Below are 16,044 nucleotides of genomic sequence, written 5' to 3'. Positions count from 1 at the left end.
AAACTCTTTTAGCATACGAGTAAATATAAACCCCCATTTTCAAGTTTATGTTTTTTATTAATCCATTAATGAATTATGTGATGTATCCCATTAATAAACTTAAGTTTAAGTATTTATCATTATTAATGAATATTTTCTATTAATTCAATTGCGATATGTTATGGACGAATATTCACCAGAAAAAGTAGATTTAGCCGAATTGTCATTTTTATGCGAAGAACTATTACAGCAAGCTTTAGGTTCATTAAATAAAGGGAACACAGTTTGGTATAACGATCTGAGTAGCACAAAAAGCGTTGACCTTAATGTCCTAATTGAACACATTATGGACTTTAGTTGGAAATTTAAGATTAAGCACCCAGATAAACATGTCATTAATACACTTATAGAAGAATATCTTGAAGAGACTTATCGTTTATTTGGTAATACATCAATTTCTTACTCAGACATCAATAATTGGAAAGAGTTAAACCAGTCACTTTTAACTCTCATTGCCAAGAACCCAAAAAGTTATATTAAGTAATTTTAATTATCTTTAGTTTTATTTTAATAATAGAGAAAAGACAACATGACTAAGACTGACTATCTAATGCGTTTAAGAAAATGTACTTCAATCGAAACATTAGAACGTGTGATTGAAAAAAATAAATATGAACTCTCTGATGATGAGCTAGAGCTGTTTTATTCAGCCGCAGACCACCGTTTAGCAGAACTCACAATGAATAAACTCTATGATAAAATTCCAGCGTCTGTTTGGAAATTTGTAAGATAATCTAGTTTTATTTAATTACCTTAGTTTTATTTTTGCTATTTTAATTTTTTATAGTAGTAGGGTTATTATTTCTTAATTTAGATATCGTTTTATTCACGTTTTCTTATCAGTAGAATGATTACACACCATCATGCCGTTGACTTATTACGGCATGACTGCACTCCTTTGCCCAAATATTTCTTCCGTTTATAAGCACTACCGTAAATTTTCCAATAATAAATTGATACATTAAGCATACTATTTTCTATTCAATAATATTGACTCTCAAATCCAAAGAAAATAATGCCCAAAAAAACATGCATAAAGAGTAAAGATATAAAAGAAAATAAAAATGTTAGAAGATAATAGCTATGAAGGATTGGAAATTACGAAGAGCTAGAAATTGGGTGGGGCCTTGCCAGCGACATCCCGGCACACGCGACACCTGCCATGGCTGCTTCCTTCCGGACCTGACCGAGTTAACAAGTTAGCGTTGCGGGAGAACCAACAAGACCCCATAGATTGTCTTATTGCTAAGACGTCACGCATTATGTTTTAAACTGATCCAAATAGCAAGGAAAGCGAGCCTAAGTGATGATTAATTACCCAAATCCGCACTTACTGATTATTCAATTGCCTTAAACGCGCCTTTTTCCTCTCACAAATTCATCTGGGATATTCATTGACATCTTCCACTCCCTGAAGGATCGGTTTTACGACGTACCAGATAAGATGATAAACAATAATCTTATCAACGCTGTTCATTTATCATTAGATAACTCTCTAAGATAAAAAAGGAGATTATTTTTTTATATCCTTAGGATTGTATATAATCAACTTTATTAAAACACAACCAGATCGAATGATACAGGTACACTATGAGTCAAGCATTGAAAGATCTCATTAATTTGATGGCACTTGAAAAAATAGAAGAAGGCCTATTTAGAGGTCAAAGCGAAGATTTAGGATTACCTCAAGTTTTTGGTGGGCAAGTTGTAGGACAAGCACTATACGCAGCAAAACAGACAATTGCGGATAACCGCTATATCAACTCATTTCATAGCTACTTTTTACGTCCTGGTGATAGCCATAAGCCTATCGTTTATGATGTAGAATTTATTCGTGATGGTGGTTCATTTAGTACTCGTAGAGTCAGCGCCATTCAGCATGGTAAACCTATTTTTTATATGACGGTTTCTTTTCAAGAATTTGAAGAAGGTTTTGAACATCAAGATACAATGCCAGATGTGCCTTTTCCTAATGAACTTATCTCACAGCATGAGATTTTAAAGAAATTAGCGCCTAAATTACCCGAGCCGATTAAATCTTTAGCACTACGAGAAACGCCTTTTGAAGCGCGTCCGGTGCAATATTTTAGCCCTTTTGGCTACTCTAAAGCACCTGCTGAACGCTATGTTTGGTATCGTAGTCGTGGTGAAATGCCATCAGATCCTTTCTTACATCAATACTTGCTTGGTTATATTTCTGATTTTGATTTTCTACCAACCGCTCTACAACCTTATGGCTTAGGTTTTATGGATACAAGTCTGCAGGTCGCTACGATTGATCATTCTATGTGGTTTCATCGCCCATTCCGTGTGGATGATTGGTTACTTTATGTAATTGAAAGCCCTTCAGCATCGGGGGGGAGAGGATTTGTTAGAGGTAAATTCTTTAATACAAATGGTCAACTCGTTGCCTCTTCTGTTCAAGAAGGCGTTATTCGCCAAAAACGGCCTAAACATTCAAAATAATATCTTGGCATATTCCCCCCTCAATTGAGGGGGAATAGACAATTATTGTTGATAGGCTCTTTCACCATGAGTGGTTAAATCTAATCCATCATGCTCTTCCTCTTCTGTAACACGTAAACCTACCAGCTTATCTGCAATTTTAAAACTTGTGTAAGCGACAACACCAGACCAAATCACTGTGATCACGACACTAATTAGTTGAATTACAACTTGTTTACTGAGTGTCATTCCATCGCTATATCCCACTCCACCTAAAAATGAAGCCGTAAATATCCCTGTTAATAAGCAACCAGCAATACCGCAAGTACCGTGAATACCAAAAACATCACAAACATCATCAGCTTTTAACCAGCGCTTTAAAACAACGACGCCCCAAAGTCCGATGATCCCCCCCATGACACCGATAAATAAAGCGCCCATCATTCCGACCGTACCAGCAGCGGGTGTAATCGCAACTAATCCTGCAATACAGCCAGAACAACTGCCCAGCATAGAAGGTTTCCCTCTGGTGAGCCATTCTGATGCTGTCCAAGAAAGTACAGCTCCAGCAGTTGCTATTACTGTATTCAGAAATGCTAAAGCCGCAATCGCATTTGCACTGCCAGCAGAGCCTGCATTAAAACCAAACCAACCAATATAGAGTACCGCTGTACCAGTAAAGACCATGGGCAAATTATGAGGTTTAAGTGCTGTATGCTGGCTATCTCTTCGTTTACCAAGTAAGTAAGCACCAACAAGAGCCGCAATAGCCGCGTTAATATGCACGACCGTTCCCCCTGCAAAATCTAATGCACCATCATCGATTAACCAACCGCCTTCTCCCCATACCATATGCGCAATAGGGATATAAGAAAATGTGAACCAAATGATCGTAAAAATAAGTAGTGCAGAAAAACGAATGCGCTCTCCTAATGCTCCAATAATTAATGCAACAGTGATAACAGCAAAAGAGCCTTGAAACGCAATATGTATATACTGATTCATTGAACCAGCGAGCGAATCTAGTGATACATTATTTAAAAAAGTAAGTGACCACCCACCCCAAATTTTATTACCCGCAGTAAATGCCAAACTATAACCAAACGTAACCCAAAGAATAATAACGACACTGAAGATCATCATTACTTGCGTGATCAAAGAAAGTACGTTTTTCCCTCTTAATAATCCGCCATAAAACAGAGCAATACCGGGTATAGACATAAAAAAGACCAAAGCCGTACATATCAACATAAAACCGTTATCCGCTTTATCAGCAATGGTTGTTTCAGTCGCAAATACAGACGAAGAAAAATGTGTAAGCACTAACATTAATAGCAAAGAAAGTAAGCGTTTCATCGAATATCCCCTTTAAAGTGCTTCATCACCAGACTCACCAGTACGAATACGAACAGCCTGCAATAATTCAAAAACAAAAATTTTCCCATCTCCTACCTTCCCTGTATCAGTCGCTTGCATTATCAGTTGCATAACTGACTCAAGTTGCTCATCACAAATAGCGAGTTCTATTTTTACTTTGGGGAGAAAATTAACTTCGTATTCTGCTCCTCTATACAATTCCGCATGTCCTTTTTGTCGTCCATATCCCTTTACTTCACTGATTGTCATTCCTTTTATACCTAACTCAGAGAGCTCCTCTCGCACTTCTTCTAATTTAAATGGCTTAATAATGGCGATGATATATTTCATATAAACCTCGTCGATATTTGAAAGAAAAAAGCCTATATAGAAAAGCAAAAGACATGCCATTATTTAACTCATTGATATTTTAATAAAATTTTATTTTTGAAATCATTTAAATGAAAAGGTTCACCGAGTTGGTGCAAAAATACGACGACTATTTTGATAAAAGTAAGATAATTGGGAAATCAAAAAGGGCACATACATAAAAATGATGTGCCCTCTAAAATGATATATTTTATTTAAGATTATTATTCTACTTCAACAGGCGCTTGATCTTGTAACGACTCTCTAACTTGCTGTAATTGATACATATTATAGTACCGTCCTTTTTGCGAGAGTAACTTAGCATGATCGCCCTGCTCAACAATTGCACCACGATGAAGCACCACAATTTCATTCGCTTCAATAATCGTGGAAAGTCGATGAGCAATAACAATCAGTGTTGTTTTTTTCCTAACGACTTTTAACGCCTTCTGTATGGCTTGTTCTGTTCCTGAGTCAATATTTGCCGTTGCCTCGTCCAAAATAAGAATACGAGGAGGTATTAATAATACACGCGCCAATGCCAGTAACTGTTTTTGCCCAGCAGATAAGCGGCTACCTTGTTCACCAAGTTCTGTTTGTAGTCCTTCAGGTAAGGCTTTAGCCCATTTATCCAGTTGAACTGTTTCTAATACCTGCCATAAATGTGATTCATCACATTCGCGTCCTAACGTAATATTGTCATGCAGTGAACCCGATAATAAAACGGGATCTTGTTGCACCATTGCAATACCACTACGCAATGCAGCATGTGAATAGGCTTCTAATGGTTGCTTATCTAAAAAGATATTCCCTTTTTGCCAAGGATAATTCCCCATTAATAAACTGGCTAAAGTGCTCTTTCCGCTTCCGGTGTGACCAACAAATGCAACAAAATAACGAGCAGGGATCATTAAATTGATATCTTTTAATACCCATTGCTCATCACGATACGCAAACCAAAGCGAATTAACATCAATATTACCTTGAGTGATGGAATGCGATGATGAACCATAGTGCTGTAAAGGCGCATCCATTAGTTCAAAAACACGCTCACCAGAAACAACTGCCTGTTGTAAAATCGATTGTTGTGATGTCAATGTGATCAAGGGTTCATTTAATCGACCTAAATAACTGATAAATGCATAAATAACCCCAACACCAATAACTGCACTGCCCTGATATCCAAATAACATTAATAAGCCACACAGAACCAACGCTGAGAGCATACTTAATAAAGGACGTAATAACAGCCCATCAAGTTTTAACGCTTTCATACGTGCTTGATAATGTTGCCAGCTGTCATCTGACATTCTTTCACCAAATCGAGCTTGTTGCCTAAATTGCTGAATAACTGACATACCATTAATAACTTCATGGAAACCATCATTTATATTGGCGAGAAAATGACGCACTTTACGGACTATCGGCGTACTGAGTCGCTGATAAAGCATCATGACACCGATAACGGCAGGAAAGATAGTCATCGCGATGAATGCCATTCGCCATTCTAATAAAAACATGGCTATTAGCATTACAACCACTAATGCAATCGCTCGGAATAATGTTGGCAAAACGTTCACGAACAAATCTTTAATCGTCTCAGTATCATTTGTTACACGAGAAATTAATTGCCCCACAGGCTGATTATCAAAAGCACTTAATGGCTGTTTGAGTGCCGCACTCATTACATCGGTGCGTAATTGTTGTACGACCCCGACAGCAGCATGATTAAACACAATGGCTTGATAATAATGAAGTGTGGCGGCAATCACTTGCAAAAGAATAAAAGCCAATGCTAGACCCAATGATGACATCAACTCCACATTATTCGTGGCAACTTTTGCATCAATAAAATAGCCCACAAGTAATGGTCCACCTACTTCTGCTACGGCAGCAGCCCATAACATAATGACACCCCATGTCATGGGTTTGCGATAGGTTTTACCATAAGTTAAAAGACGCTTTAATGCAGGCAATAGCGCTTTAACGGATTTACTTTTATTCATCGTCATCCAGCGCGGCCTCTAATTGCTGATAATGGTACATATCTTGATACCAACCCGGTATTGAAATTAATTGCTGATGTGTACCTTGCTCTATAATCTCACCTTGTTTTAACACTAAGATATTCGTAGCACCAACTAATGCAGATAAGCGATGAGCACTGATAATTAATGTTCTATCTTTTCGCCATTGCGACAAGTTTTGTAAAATTTGATATTCCGTTTGTCCATCAACAGCAGACAGTGCATCATCTAATAATAAAATCTCAGCATCCAATAAGAGTGCTCTGGCGATAGAAATACGCTGCTTTTGTCCACCGGATAACATCACACCTTTTTCCCCTACTTGTGTTTGATATCCTTCAGATAAGTGCAAAATATCCTCGTGAATATTTGCCAGTTTCGCCACAGACTCTATTTCTTCTTTGGTTGCATCAGGACGGCCTAAGGCAATATTGCCCGCGATGGTATCTGAAAATAGGAAAGGTGTTTGATTAACAACCGCCAATCGTGCTCGCCATTCATCCAGTTTCAATTGATAAATAGGTATAGATTGAAAACAAATTTCACCCTCAGTCACATCGTAAAGTCGTTGAATAACAGCCAGTAATGTACTTTTCCCACTCCCAGTCATTCCACAAACACCTAACATTTCACCTGGTGATAATGTGAAATGAATATTTTTCAGTGTTTCTGTCGTTTGCTCTGGATATTGAAAACGTTTGATATCAACGGATAACACACCTCGACCTTGCTTGGGTGATAATTCACCATCAACCATATCGAGTTTTTCATTTAATAAGCTATTAATTCGACTATAAGCCGCACTGCCACGCTCAACAATATTGAACATCCATGCTAAAGCCAGCATTGGCCAGATCATTTGCCCTAAATACATCACAAAGCTGGTTAACTCACCTAATGTCATTTTGCCATTAATAACAAAATAGCTACCACCCGCAACCGCGAGTAAATTAGCAAAACCAATAGCCATAAAAATAGTAGGATCAAATAGCGCATCAATTCTTGCAACACGCATATTTTGGCGTCCAGTTTCTTTTGCCACATCATCAAAACGGGAGGCATGCTGTTGCTCTAGTCCGAATGATTTGATCATGCGAATACTACTCAAGCTTTCTTGTGCTTGATTATTAAGCGAAGAGAAGAGTGCCTGTGCTGTTTTAAAGCGACTATGTAGTTTATCACCATATCGCTTAATCAAAATCGCCATGATTGGCATGGGTAGTAATGAAATCAGTGTCAATTCCCAACTTAACTGAATACTCATCATGACAAGCACTGCCAGCCCCATAACCATAGAATCTACTAAGGTCAGTACACCTTCACCCGCGGCAAAAACCACTTTATCCACATCGTTGGTAGTACGTGCGATTAAATCACCTGTACGATAACGATGATAAAAAGAAGAGGATTGTTGATTAAGTTGTTGATAAATTTGCATCCGCAGTTTTACTGCTAATTGATAAGATGCACCAAATAACCAAAGACGCCAAACATAACGCAAAAGATAAACCGCGAGGGCAATTAATACCATCACGCCAATCCAATTCATCACTTGGCTAAACGTCAGACTATGGCTATCGACACCATCTACAATGATCCCAACAATCTTTGGAGGGATCACTTGTAATACGGCGATAACCATCAATAAGAAAATGGCACCTACATAACGACGCCATTCACTAAGGAAATACCAACTGAGCTGTGAAAATAGAGCCACGCCTTAAATCCTAAGGTTATACAAAAATAAAAGTGCCAGTTGGTAAAGATGAACCTTATTCAGGTATCGGCATTGCCGTTGTGTATTTAATTTTTTCCATTGCGAAGTTAGAAGTCACATCAATAAGACCTGGTACGCCATTAACCATACGCTTATAAAATAGGTCGTAACTTTTCATGTCTACTACTTCAACATGCATTAGATAATCACACTCACCCGCCATTCGATAGAATGTCAGTACTTCTGGCATTTGCTTAACAAATGAAACAAACTGTTCGTACCATTCGCTATTGTGTTGCTGTGTTCTAATCATAACAATAACTGTTAGACCTAGCCCAATTTTTTCACTATCAAGCAACGCAACGCGCTTACGAATATACCCTTCATCCTCTAATCTTTTCAATCGTTTCCAGCAAGGTGTTGAGGTTAGGTTAACAGCCTCAGCCAAAGTATTCAGTGAGAGGCTTGAATCTTCCTGTAACAGCGCTAATAATTTACGGTCAATCTTATCTAACATAAATACTCCTTCAAAATATGCCCCTACAAAATAATGATAACCTGCCCCTGACTATAAGAGTAATCACCTAATGATAAATCGGTAATAAATTGCCATAATATATATACTTTTGTGCGTACTAATCCTTATAAAAATTCAATATTCAGGAGTATTCTGATGAAAAAAACGGTCGTTGTCTTTAGTGGTGGACAAGATTCGACAACCTGTCTTATTCAAGCGTTGGAAAAGTACGATGAAGTCCATTGCATTACATTTAATTATGGGCAACGCCATAAAGAAGAAATTGAGGTAGCACAAAAAGTGAGTCAATTACTAGGGGCAACTGCGCATAAAGTTTTAGATGTAAGTTTACTCAATGAACTCGCGATCAGTAGCTTAACTCGCGACAATATCCCAGTACCTGATTTCAAAGAAAGTGAAGAAAGTGATATTCCAAGCACCTTTGTACCGGGTAGGAATATTCTTTTTCTCACTTTAGCGGCAATTTATGCTTATCAAATTGGTGCAGAGAGTGTCATCACGGGTGTTTGTGAGACGGATTTCTCTGGTTACCCTGATTGTCGTGATGAATTTGTAAAAGCACTGAATCATGCTGTTAGCTTAGGTATTGCACGTGATATTAAATTTATCACGCCCTTAATGTGGTTAGATAAAGCCGAAACTTGGGCTCTTGCTGATTACTATAAAAAGTTAGATTTCGTTCGTCATGAAACGTTAACTTGCTATAACGGTATTCAGGGTGATGGCTGTGGTGAATGTGCGGCTTGTCATTTAAGACAACGTGGATTAAACACCTATTTAGCTGATAAAACACTCATTATGCAGACAATGAAACGGAAAGTCGCTCTTAAATAATCATCCTAGTGACGACTTTCCCCTACCATTTTTCGCTTATGCAGTGATAATTTATCAAACATTATCACTGCATTAAATCATTTCAGATTAGCCTGAATGCCTTTAGTCAGAGAGCACCAATACTCTCTTTGCGTATTAGGATGATTGACGTACATATTCAAGCTTTTCTCTTAACTGCTCTGTTAAGGTCAGTGCTTTTTTTGTATGAATATCAACAAGAACAAAAGTAATTAATGCATCAGAGATAAGTGCACCATCTTTTTTTCTCACGATCTTTTGAGACAGTACGCCACTTTTAATTCCCACTTCCGCGATCTCACAATCAATGAGTAACTCATCGCCTAAACTTGCAGGTAAGCGATAATTAATATTGATATTAGCAACCACTAATGCCAAGCCATTGCGCTTAAACCAATCAAAATCTAAATGTTGCTCAATCCAATCCCATCGGGCTTGTTCTAAAAACTCAAGGTAACGTGCATTATTCACATGTTCAAAAACATCTAAATGAAAACCATAAACTTTAATTAATGTACTCATATTAATTTATTACCTCTTGATTATTCTAATAAACTTTTTATAAAGTTTTTTTGTACTACCCTAAATATAGTCAAGAAAATAAGTTTAGTAATTTCTGATATAGGTTTATCTCGTTTTCGTTTAAAAAAGAAAATGCTAGAAAACTGTGTTTCTCTTATCAAAACAAAGATCAAAGAGAAACACAGGGAGTTTCAATCAATATTCACGTTTCTACTATCACTTATACTCAACATCGTATAAGAATGAATACCTTAATTAATAACGATAAAATCACGATTTTGCTCAACTAACTTCATACCAATTCCAAACACTTTTTCAAGCTCATCGATAGTGGTAAAACGTCCTAGCTGTTCGCGGTAATCAATAATAGCTTGCGCTTTTGCTTTTCCAATCCCTTTTAATCCCATTAATTCATCTAGTGTTGCCGTATTTAAATTAACTTTACCTTCTGTACTGGTTTTGTTTTCTTTAACATCATGAGCAGTTGATGAGTGAGTTTCAATAGAAACCGTTGGTGTTGAAGCGATGGCTTCTTCTGCATAAGAGAAAGGAGAAAGCCCTAATCCCAAAGCAAGGCAGATAGAGGCCATAAAACCTGACAACATTTTTTTATCCATCTTCATAATCATAATTTCCTTTTATTCAATAACTTTAAATTCAATAACTTTAAATTCAATAGCAAACAGGATTTCTGAATGCAGAAGAAGAATGCCAATATCTTGATAAATCGGCAATTGTATAAAATGGGAACTACGAGGAGGTAGGAAAAATAGAAAGGAATAAAAGAAACATTACAAAAAATTGTTGGGGCTGCTCTCAAATATAAAATTTTTCGAGGAAGGATGCTATTTGCTTAAATTATCAGTAATAGTCGCCATAAAAAAACCCAGCGTTATGCTGGGTTTTTAATGTAATAACTCAAATTCGATTATTGATAGTCTTTATCAAAAATTTCAATTTTAGCGTTATCTCGGAGGTCACGTAACATAAGTTGTAACGCCTCTTCCCCCATCTGAGCGCGATAGAGATTAGTCATAAACTCTAGTTGTTCAGATGTTGGTTTGCCCTCTGTTACGCTATCTAATTGAATAAGGACGACTTTAGTACCCGGTACATTAGTCATACCATACTCTTTTTTGCCTTCAGTCGGTTTTGGCATAGAGAAAATAGCGGTTTGTACTGCATCTGTTGCTGATGAGTGAACAATGCTTTCTTCACTACCAAACGAAATATTAGCCGCTTTCAGTGCTTCTTCGCCTTTGCCTGCTTTCAATGCAGCTAAAAGTTTTTGGGCTTCTGCATTCATTGCTTGTGATGCTTTTTGCTGTTTAACCAGCATAACCACTTGATCACGCACTTTGTCTAATGGTTGGGTTGCTGAAGGCTTATAACCTTCTACGCGCACGATAAATGCACTGTCATTGCCTAACGTCACCATGTCTGAATTCATGCCTGTTGGGCCATTTTCATCCACTAATGAGCCACCAAAAATTAACTGGGTGAGTTTTTCATTATTTAATGGTGCAGGAACCGTATTTTCATCAAACCAATCTGTATTAACCACAGTCACGTTGCCCGCTTTAGCAGCAGGAGCTAATGTGTCGTTGTCATTAGATGCAGCTTGGCTCACTTTTTGTTGTAATGCGAAGAAATCATCAATCGCTTTATTTTCACGCATTTTTGCCAATAAATCTGTTTTCACCTCATCAAAGGGTTTTACAACAGATTGTTTGACATCATCAAGACGGAAAATAGCGTAGCCATTGCTTATCTTAACAGGTGCAGAGATTTGGCCTTTTTCTGTCAAACTTGCATTAGCTAACTCAGGTAACTCTTGTCCGATAGTTATCCAACCTAAAGAACCATTTTGTTTTTTAGAAAAACTATCAATAGATTTTTCTTTCACTAATGAAACAAAATCAGCCCCTTTTTTCAGCTCATCTTCTGCTGCTTTAGCTGCAGCTTCATCAGCTAATACTAAAATACTGTACTGTTTCTGTCCTGCTGTCGTGAACTCATCAATATTACTATCGTAGTAAGCCTTCGCTTCTTCATCAGTAATGTTGATATTATTAAAATCTTTTTGAGCATTTAATTGGATATAGCTAATTTTAAATTGCTCTGGCGCGATAAACATTGCGTTATTTTGCTCATAGAACGCTTTTACTTCTTCATCAGATGCGGTTTCTTTTTCAAGGAATGGCTGAATATCTAATGAAGCTAAACGCACATTACGGCTTTGTAGCATTAATCCCGCAAATTCTTTAACTTCGCTATCTAAGGCAAAATCCGTACCTTGGATAGAAAATTTTAATTGCTGATTAATAAGATTTTGACGGATCCCTTCTGCAAAGGCATCAGCATCAATATTATTGCCTTTCAATAAATCGACATATTTTTTATTGTCAAATTTGCCATCAGTTTGAAAGTAAGGAAGAGCAAAAATAGCCTCTCTAATTTGCTGATCACCCGCTGAAATACCGAGAGTTTGCGCAAATTGATCAAGCAATGCTTGGTTGATCAGTAAATCAAGTGCTTGTTGGCGAATAAGTTTCTGACCTTCTTCTGATGAAGCAAGAGCAGCAAAATTTTCACCCATATCTTGTTGTAATTGAGCACGACGTTGCTGATAAGTTTGCTCTAATTGGGAACGGCTAATCTTATATCCGTTAACTTCAGCAGCATCATTAACGCCTGAACTAAAGAGATATCCGCCCACACCAGTTAGGACGAAGGAGAGGATGATCACAGCTAATAGTATCTTTATAAATGGATTATTAGCAGTGGAACGAATGTTGTCCATCATAACGAGACGAGGCTCCGTTTGGTGAAATAAAAATTATTTTTATGGGTGTTACACGACTATTTTGAGCACAGCGAAAAGATAATGTGCCCATGCTGGCTTAATATCAAAATGTCGCGACACGCGACAATCATTCAAAACAGCCAGTCCCGTATTAATGCGCAGTCTTAACACGCACTTTCTATAACTAAGAAAAAACTAAACAGCATTATTTGATTCATTGATTACGATAGCCATTTAACTCATCACTGAATCATTCATTGTTGTCTATTTCAGTTATAGAACAACGCGTCATTCTATCAAATGACTACTTCAGTTTCACGTCTTATCGCCAGAGAATACAAGGTTTAATCGTGATTTATAACCTAAAAAAGAAAAGCGCACCTCAAAAAGATGCGCTTCATTTTTTAATTGAGTCGTTTTCTGTTTACCCATCACGTTAAGCTAATAACCAATTGGCAGAAAATAGGTTCAACTATTATTGATTAACTGCGTCTTTTAAACCTTTACCTGCACGGAATGCAGGAACTTTTGCAGCTTCAATTTGAATTTCTTTACCTGTTTGTGGGTTACGGCCTGTACGAGCTGCACGATCACGTACAGTGAAAGTACCGAAGCCTACTAATGCTACATCATCACCTTTTTGTAAAGACTCAGTGATAGAAGCAACCAGAGCATCTACAACACGACCAGCCGCCGCTTTTGAGATATCTGCATTTGCAGCAATTTTGTCGATCAGTTGAGTTTTATTCACGCTTTCATCCCCATAATTTTATGCGTTATTTTTCGCCATTAATGGCAAATTTTGCAAACGTCGTTATATCAAGCCTTTTTATATATAGCAAGACCGATAAAACAGCATTTTTAATTAAAATCGCCATTAAATTAGCGACACAAAAAAAGGCTGGCAAGCTTTTATTACTTATCCAGCCTTTTTTTTAGCTATAATTTATGACAAATATCACTCTTTAGTGTGATTTATCAGTCACAACTTCCATGCCAAACGGCGAGTTTTGCAGGGCTAACGATAAAACTTCCTCTATTGTTTTCACTGGGTGAATATCCAGATCAGCAATAATATTTTCAGGAATTTCTTCTAAATCACGTTTATTTTCATCAGGGATAAGAACTGTCTTAATTCCACCACGATGTGCAGCAAGTAACTTTTCTTTCAGCCCACCAATTGGCAATACTTGTCCGCGTAACGTAATTTCGCCCGTCATTGCAACATCAGAACGTACAGGATTACCTGTTAGGCTTGATACCAATGCAGTACACATTGCGATACCTGCACTTGGACCATCTTTTGGTGTTGCCCCCTCAGGAACGTGTACGTGCATATCACGTTTTTCATAGAAATCGCCATTAATACCCAGTTTATCCGCACGAGCTCGAACTACCGTCATTGCCGCTTGGATAGACTCTTGCATCACTTCACCTAATGAACCAGTAAATGTTAGCTTGCCTTTACCTGGCACGCTTGCTGTTTCAATAGTCAGTAGATCGCCACCGACTTCAGTCCATGCAAGTCCTGTTACCATTCCTACTCGGTTTTCTGTGTCAGCACGACCGTAGTCAACTTTACGAACACCTAAGTAATCTTTGAGATTATCTTCGTTAATCTCAATATGTTTGATTGTGCTATCCATGAGCAGTTGTTTTACTGCTTTACGGCATAGTTTAGATATTTCACGTTCTAAACTACGTACACCCGCTTCACGCGTGTAATAACGAATAATACCCATAATTGCGCTGTCATGAATTGTCAGCTCACTTGGTTTTAACGCATTACGTTCAATCTGTTTTGGTAACAAATGTTGCTTAGCGATATTCAATTTTTCGTCTTCGGTATAACCAGATAAACGAATAACTTCCATACGATCTAACAACGGTGCCGGTATATTCATGGAGTTAGATGTCGCCACAAACATAACATCAGACAGATCGTAATCAACTTCCAAATAATGGTCGTTAAATGCGATATTTTGCTCTGGATCTAACACCTCTAACAGTGCAGAAGCGGGATCGCCTCGCATGTCTGATGACATTTTATCAATTTCATCTAACAGGAAAAGTGGGTTTTTGACGCCAACTTTCGCCATTTTCTGAATTAATTTACCTGGCATCGAACCAATGTAAGTACGGCGGTGACCACGAATTTCAGCTTCATCACGTACACCACCTAACGCCATACGCACATATTTACGGCCTGTTGCTTTAGCAATAGATTGACCCAGTGAGGTTTTACCTACACCCGGAGGCCCTACCAAGCACAAGATTGGCCCTTTAATTTTGCTAACACGAGACTGTACCGCGAGATATTCAAGGATACGCTCTTTGACACGCTCTAAACCGTAATGGTCAGTATCAAGAACTTCTTGTGCTTTCACTAAGTCTTTTTTAACTTTGCTACGGCTATTCCAAGGAACTTGAACCATCCAATCAATGTAACTACGTACAACCGTAGCCTCTGCCGACATTGGCGACATCATTTTTAATTTCTGAAGTTCCGCTTCTGTCTTCTCTTTTGCCTCTTTTGGCATTTTAGCAGCATCGATTTTACGTTTCAGCGATTCCATTTCATCAGGTGCATCATCCATTTCACCTAATTCTTTTTGAATGGCTTTCATTTGCTCATTGAGATAATACTCACGCTGACTCTTTTCCATCTGCTTTTTAACGCGGTTACGAATGCGTTTTTCAACTTGCAGCAGATCGATTTCTGATTCCATCATCGCCATTAAATATTCAAGGCGTTCTGTAACATCAGACATTTCAAGTACAGCTTGCTTATCTTTCAATTTCAGCGGCATATGAGAAGCAATGGTGTCTGCTAATTTCGCTGATTCTTCGATAGCATGTAATGAGGTTAATACCTCTGGCGGAATTTTTTTATTCAGCTTGATATAACCTTCAAACTGATTAATTGTCGTACGATTTAAGACTTCCTGTTCCCGCTCATCAACAGCTGGTGTTTCAAGGTATTCTGCTTTTGCCTGAAAATATTCACCATTGTCAGATAACGTCGTAATTTTGGCGCGACGAATACCTTCAACAAGGACTTTCACTGTTCCATCAGGCAATTTTAACATCTGTAAAACAGACGCGACTGTACCAACAGAAAAAAGATCATTAACACCTGGTTCGTCAGTAGATGCATCTTTCTGCGCAACCAGCATAATTTGTTTGTTGTCGTTCATCGCAGCTTCTAAGCAATGAATAGATTTTTCACGACCAACGAACAACGGGATCACCATATGCGGATATACAACGACATCACGTAATGGCAATACAGGTATTTCAATACGTTCTGGACGCTCAGGATTCATAGAGCTCTCTCTTCGTTTTTAGCTTAACGCTTTTACAGGTAATTTTA

The 16,044-nt window shown here is 37.8% G+C and carries 14 protein-coding genes and 1 other RNA gene; 4 read left to right on the top strand and 11 right to left on the bottom strand.

The annotated features are described in order from the left end of the window. Positions 1–160: 160 nt before the first annotated feature. Both tomB and SB028_RS03760 read left to right on the top strand, forming a co-directional pair. On the top strand, positions 161–523 hold the full coding sequence (gene tomB / locus SB028_RS03765; protein WP_069368561.1) for an Hha toxicity modulator TomB: 363 nt from the start codon (positions 161–163) through the stop codon (positions 521–523). Between the two features lie 45 nt (positions 524–568). Continuing rightward, entirely contained in the window at positions 569–772 is a 204-nt protein-coding gene (locus SB028_RS03760) for an HHA domain-containing protein (protein WP_006535062.1), read from the top strand. Positions 773–1,164: 392 nt separating this feature from the next. On the opposite strand, the gene ffs is transcribed toward SB028_RS03760, so the two are convergent. After that, positions 1,165–1,261, bottom strand: an RNA gene (gene ffs / locus SB028_RS03755) — signal recognition particle sRNA small type. 368 nt (positions 1,262–1,629) lie between these two features. Between ffs and tesB the strand changes: the two genes are divergently transcribed. Further along, the gene (tesB, locus tag SB028_RS03750; protein WP_069368562.1) at positions 1,630–2,505 is read left to right on the top strand and encodes an acyl-CoA thioesterase II; all 876 of its coding nucleotides are present in this window, start codon (positions 1,630–1,632) and stop codon (positions 2,503–2,505) included. A gap of 42 nt (positions 2,506–2,547) precedes the next feature. Here tesB and amtB read toward each other — a convergent pair whose 3' ends face one another. The 5 genes from amtB to SB028_RS03725 all read right to left on the bottom strand — a co-directional run bounded on the left by amtB (position 2,548) and on the right by SB028_RS03725 (position 8,470). Next, entirely contained in the window at positions 2,548–3,840 is a 1,293-nt protein-coding gene (gene amtB, locus SB028_RS03745) for an ammonium transporter AmtB (RefSeq protein ID WP_069368563.1), read from the bottom strand. A 12-nt stretch (positions 3,841–3,852) separates the two neighbouring features. After that, positions 3,853–4,191 (bottom strand): P-II family nitrogen regulator, encoded by a 339-nt coding sequence (locus tag SB028_RS03740; RefSeq protein ID WP_069368733.1) that lies wholly within the window; start codon positions 4,189–4,191, stop codon positions 3,853–3,855. Between the two features lie 242 nt (positions 4,192–4,433). Next, positions 4,434–6,221, bottom strand: a complete 1,788-nt coding sequence (locus tag SB028_RS03735) for a SmdB family multidrug efflux ABC transporter permease/ATP-binding protein (protein ID WP_069368564.1) — start codon at positions 6,219–6,221, stop codon at positions 4,434–4,436. Next, complete coding sequence (locus SB028_RS03730) at positions 6,208–7,953, bottom strand: SmdA family multidrug ABC transporter permease/ATP-binding protein (RefSeq protein WP_069368565.1); 1,746 nt, start codon at positions 7,951–7,953, stop codon at positions 6,208–6,210. The genes SB028_RS03735 and SB028_RS03730 overlap by 14 nt, the downstream gene beginning before the upstream one ends. Before the next feature lie 55 nt (positions 7,954–8,008). Next, positions 8,009–8,470, bottom strand: a complete 462-nt coding sequence (locus tag SB028_RS03725) for an Lrp/AsnC family transcriptional regulator (RefSeq protein ID WP_036911686.1) — start codon at positions 8,468–8,470, stop codon at positions 8,009–8,011. A 156-nt stretch (positions 8,471–8,626) separates the two neighbouring features. On the opposite strand from SB028_RS03725, the gene queC reads away from it, so the two are divergent. Next, a complete protein-coding gene (gene queC / locus SB028_RS03720) occupies positions 8,627–9,325 on the top strand; it encodes a 7-cyano-7-deazaguanine synthase QueC (RefSeq protein WP_318859852.1) in 699 nt (232 codons plus the stop codon). Between the two features lie 135 nt (positions 9,326–9,460). Here the strand turns inward: queC and SB028_RS03715 are convergent, their stop codons facing one another. From SB028_RS03715 to lon, 5 genes are all read right to left on the bottom strand, one after another. Continuing rightward, positions 9,461–9,865, bottom strand: a complete 405-nt coding sequence (locus tag SB028_RS03715) for an acyl-CoA thioesterase (RefSeq protein WP_069368567.1) — start codon at positions 9,863–9,865, stop codon at positions 9,461–9,463. Positions 9,866–10,116: 251 nt separating this feature from the next. Further along, on the bottom strand, positions 10,117–10,488 hold the full coding sequence (locus SB028_RS03710; protein ID WP_248620022.1) for a ComEA family DNA-binding protein: 372 nt from the start codon (positions 10,486–10,488) through the stop codon (positions 10,117–10,119). A 305-nt stretch (positions 10,489–10,793) separates the two neighbouring features. Next, on the bottom strand, positions 10,794–12,671 hold the full coding sequence (gene ppiD, locus SB028_RS03705) for a peptidylprolyl isomerase (protein ID WP_069368568.1): 1,878 nt from the start codon (positions 12,669–12,671) through the stop codon (positions 10,794–10,796). Between the two features lie 475 nt (positions 12,672–13,146). Next, entirely contained in the window at positions 13,147–13,422 is a 276-nt protein-coding gene (gene hupB, locus SB028_RS03700) for a nucleoid-associated protein HU-beta (protein WP_036911695.1), read from the bottom strand. Between the two features lie 214 nt (positions 13,423–13,636). Then, entirely contained in the window at positions 13,637–15,997 is a 2,361-nt protein-coding gene (lon, locus tag SB028_RS03695; RefSeq protein WP_069368569.1) for an endopeptidase La, read from the bottom strand. Between the last annotated feature and the right edge of the window lie 47 nt (positions 15,998–16,044).

The sequence above is a fragment of the Proteus vulgaris genome (genome assembly GCF_033708015.1).
GTDB lineage: Bacteria > Pseudomonadota > Gammaproteobacteria > Enterobacterales > Enterobacteriaceae > Proteus.
The sequence above is the reverse complement of the archived record's forward strand: the minus strand, read 5'-3'. Positions and strand labels throughout refer to the sequence as shown.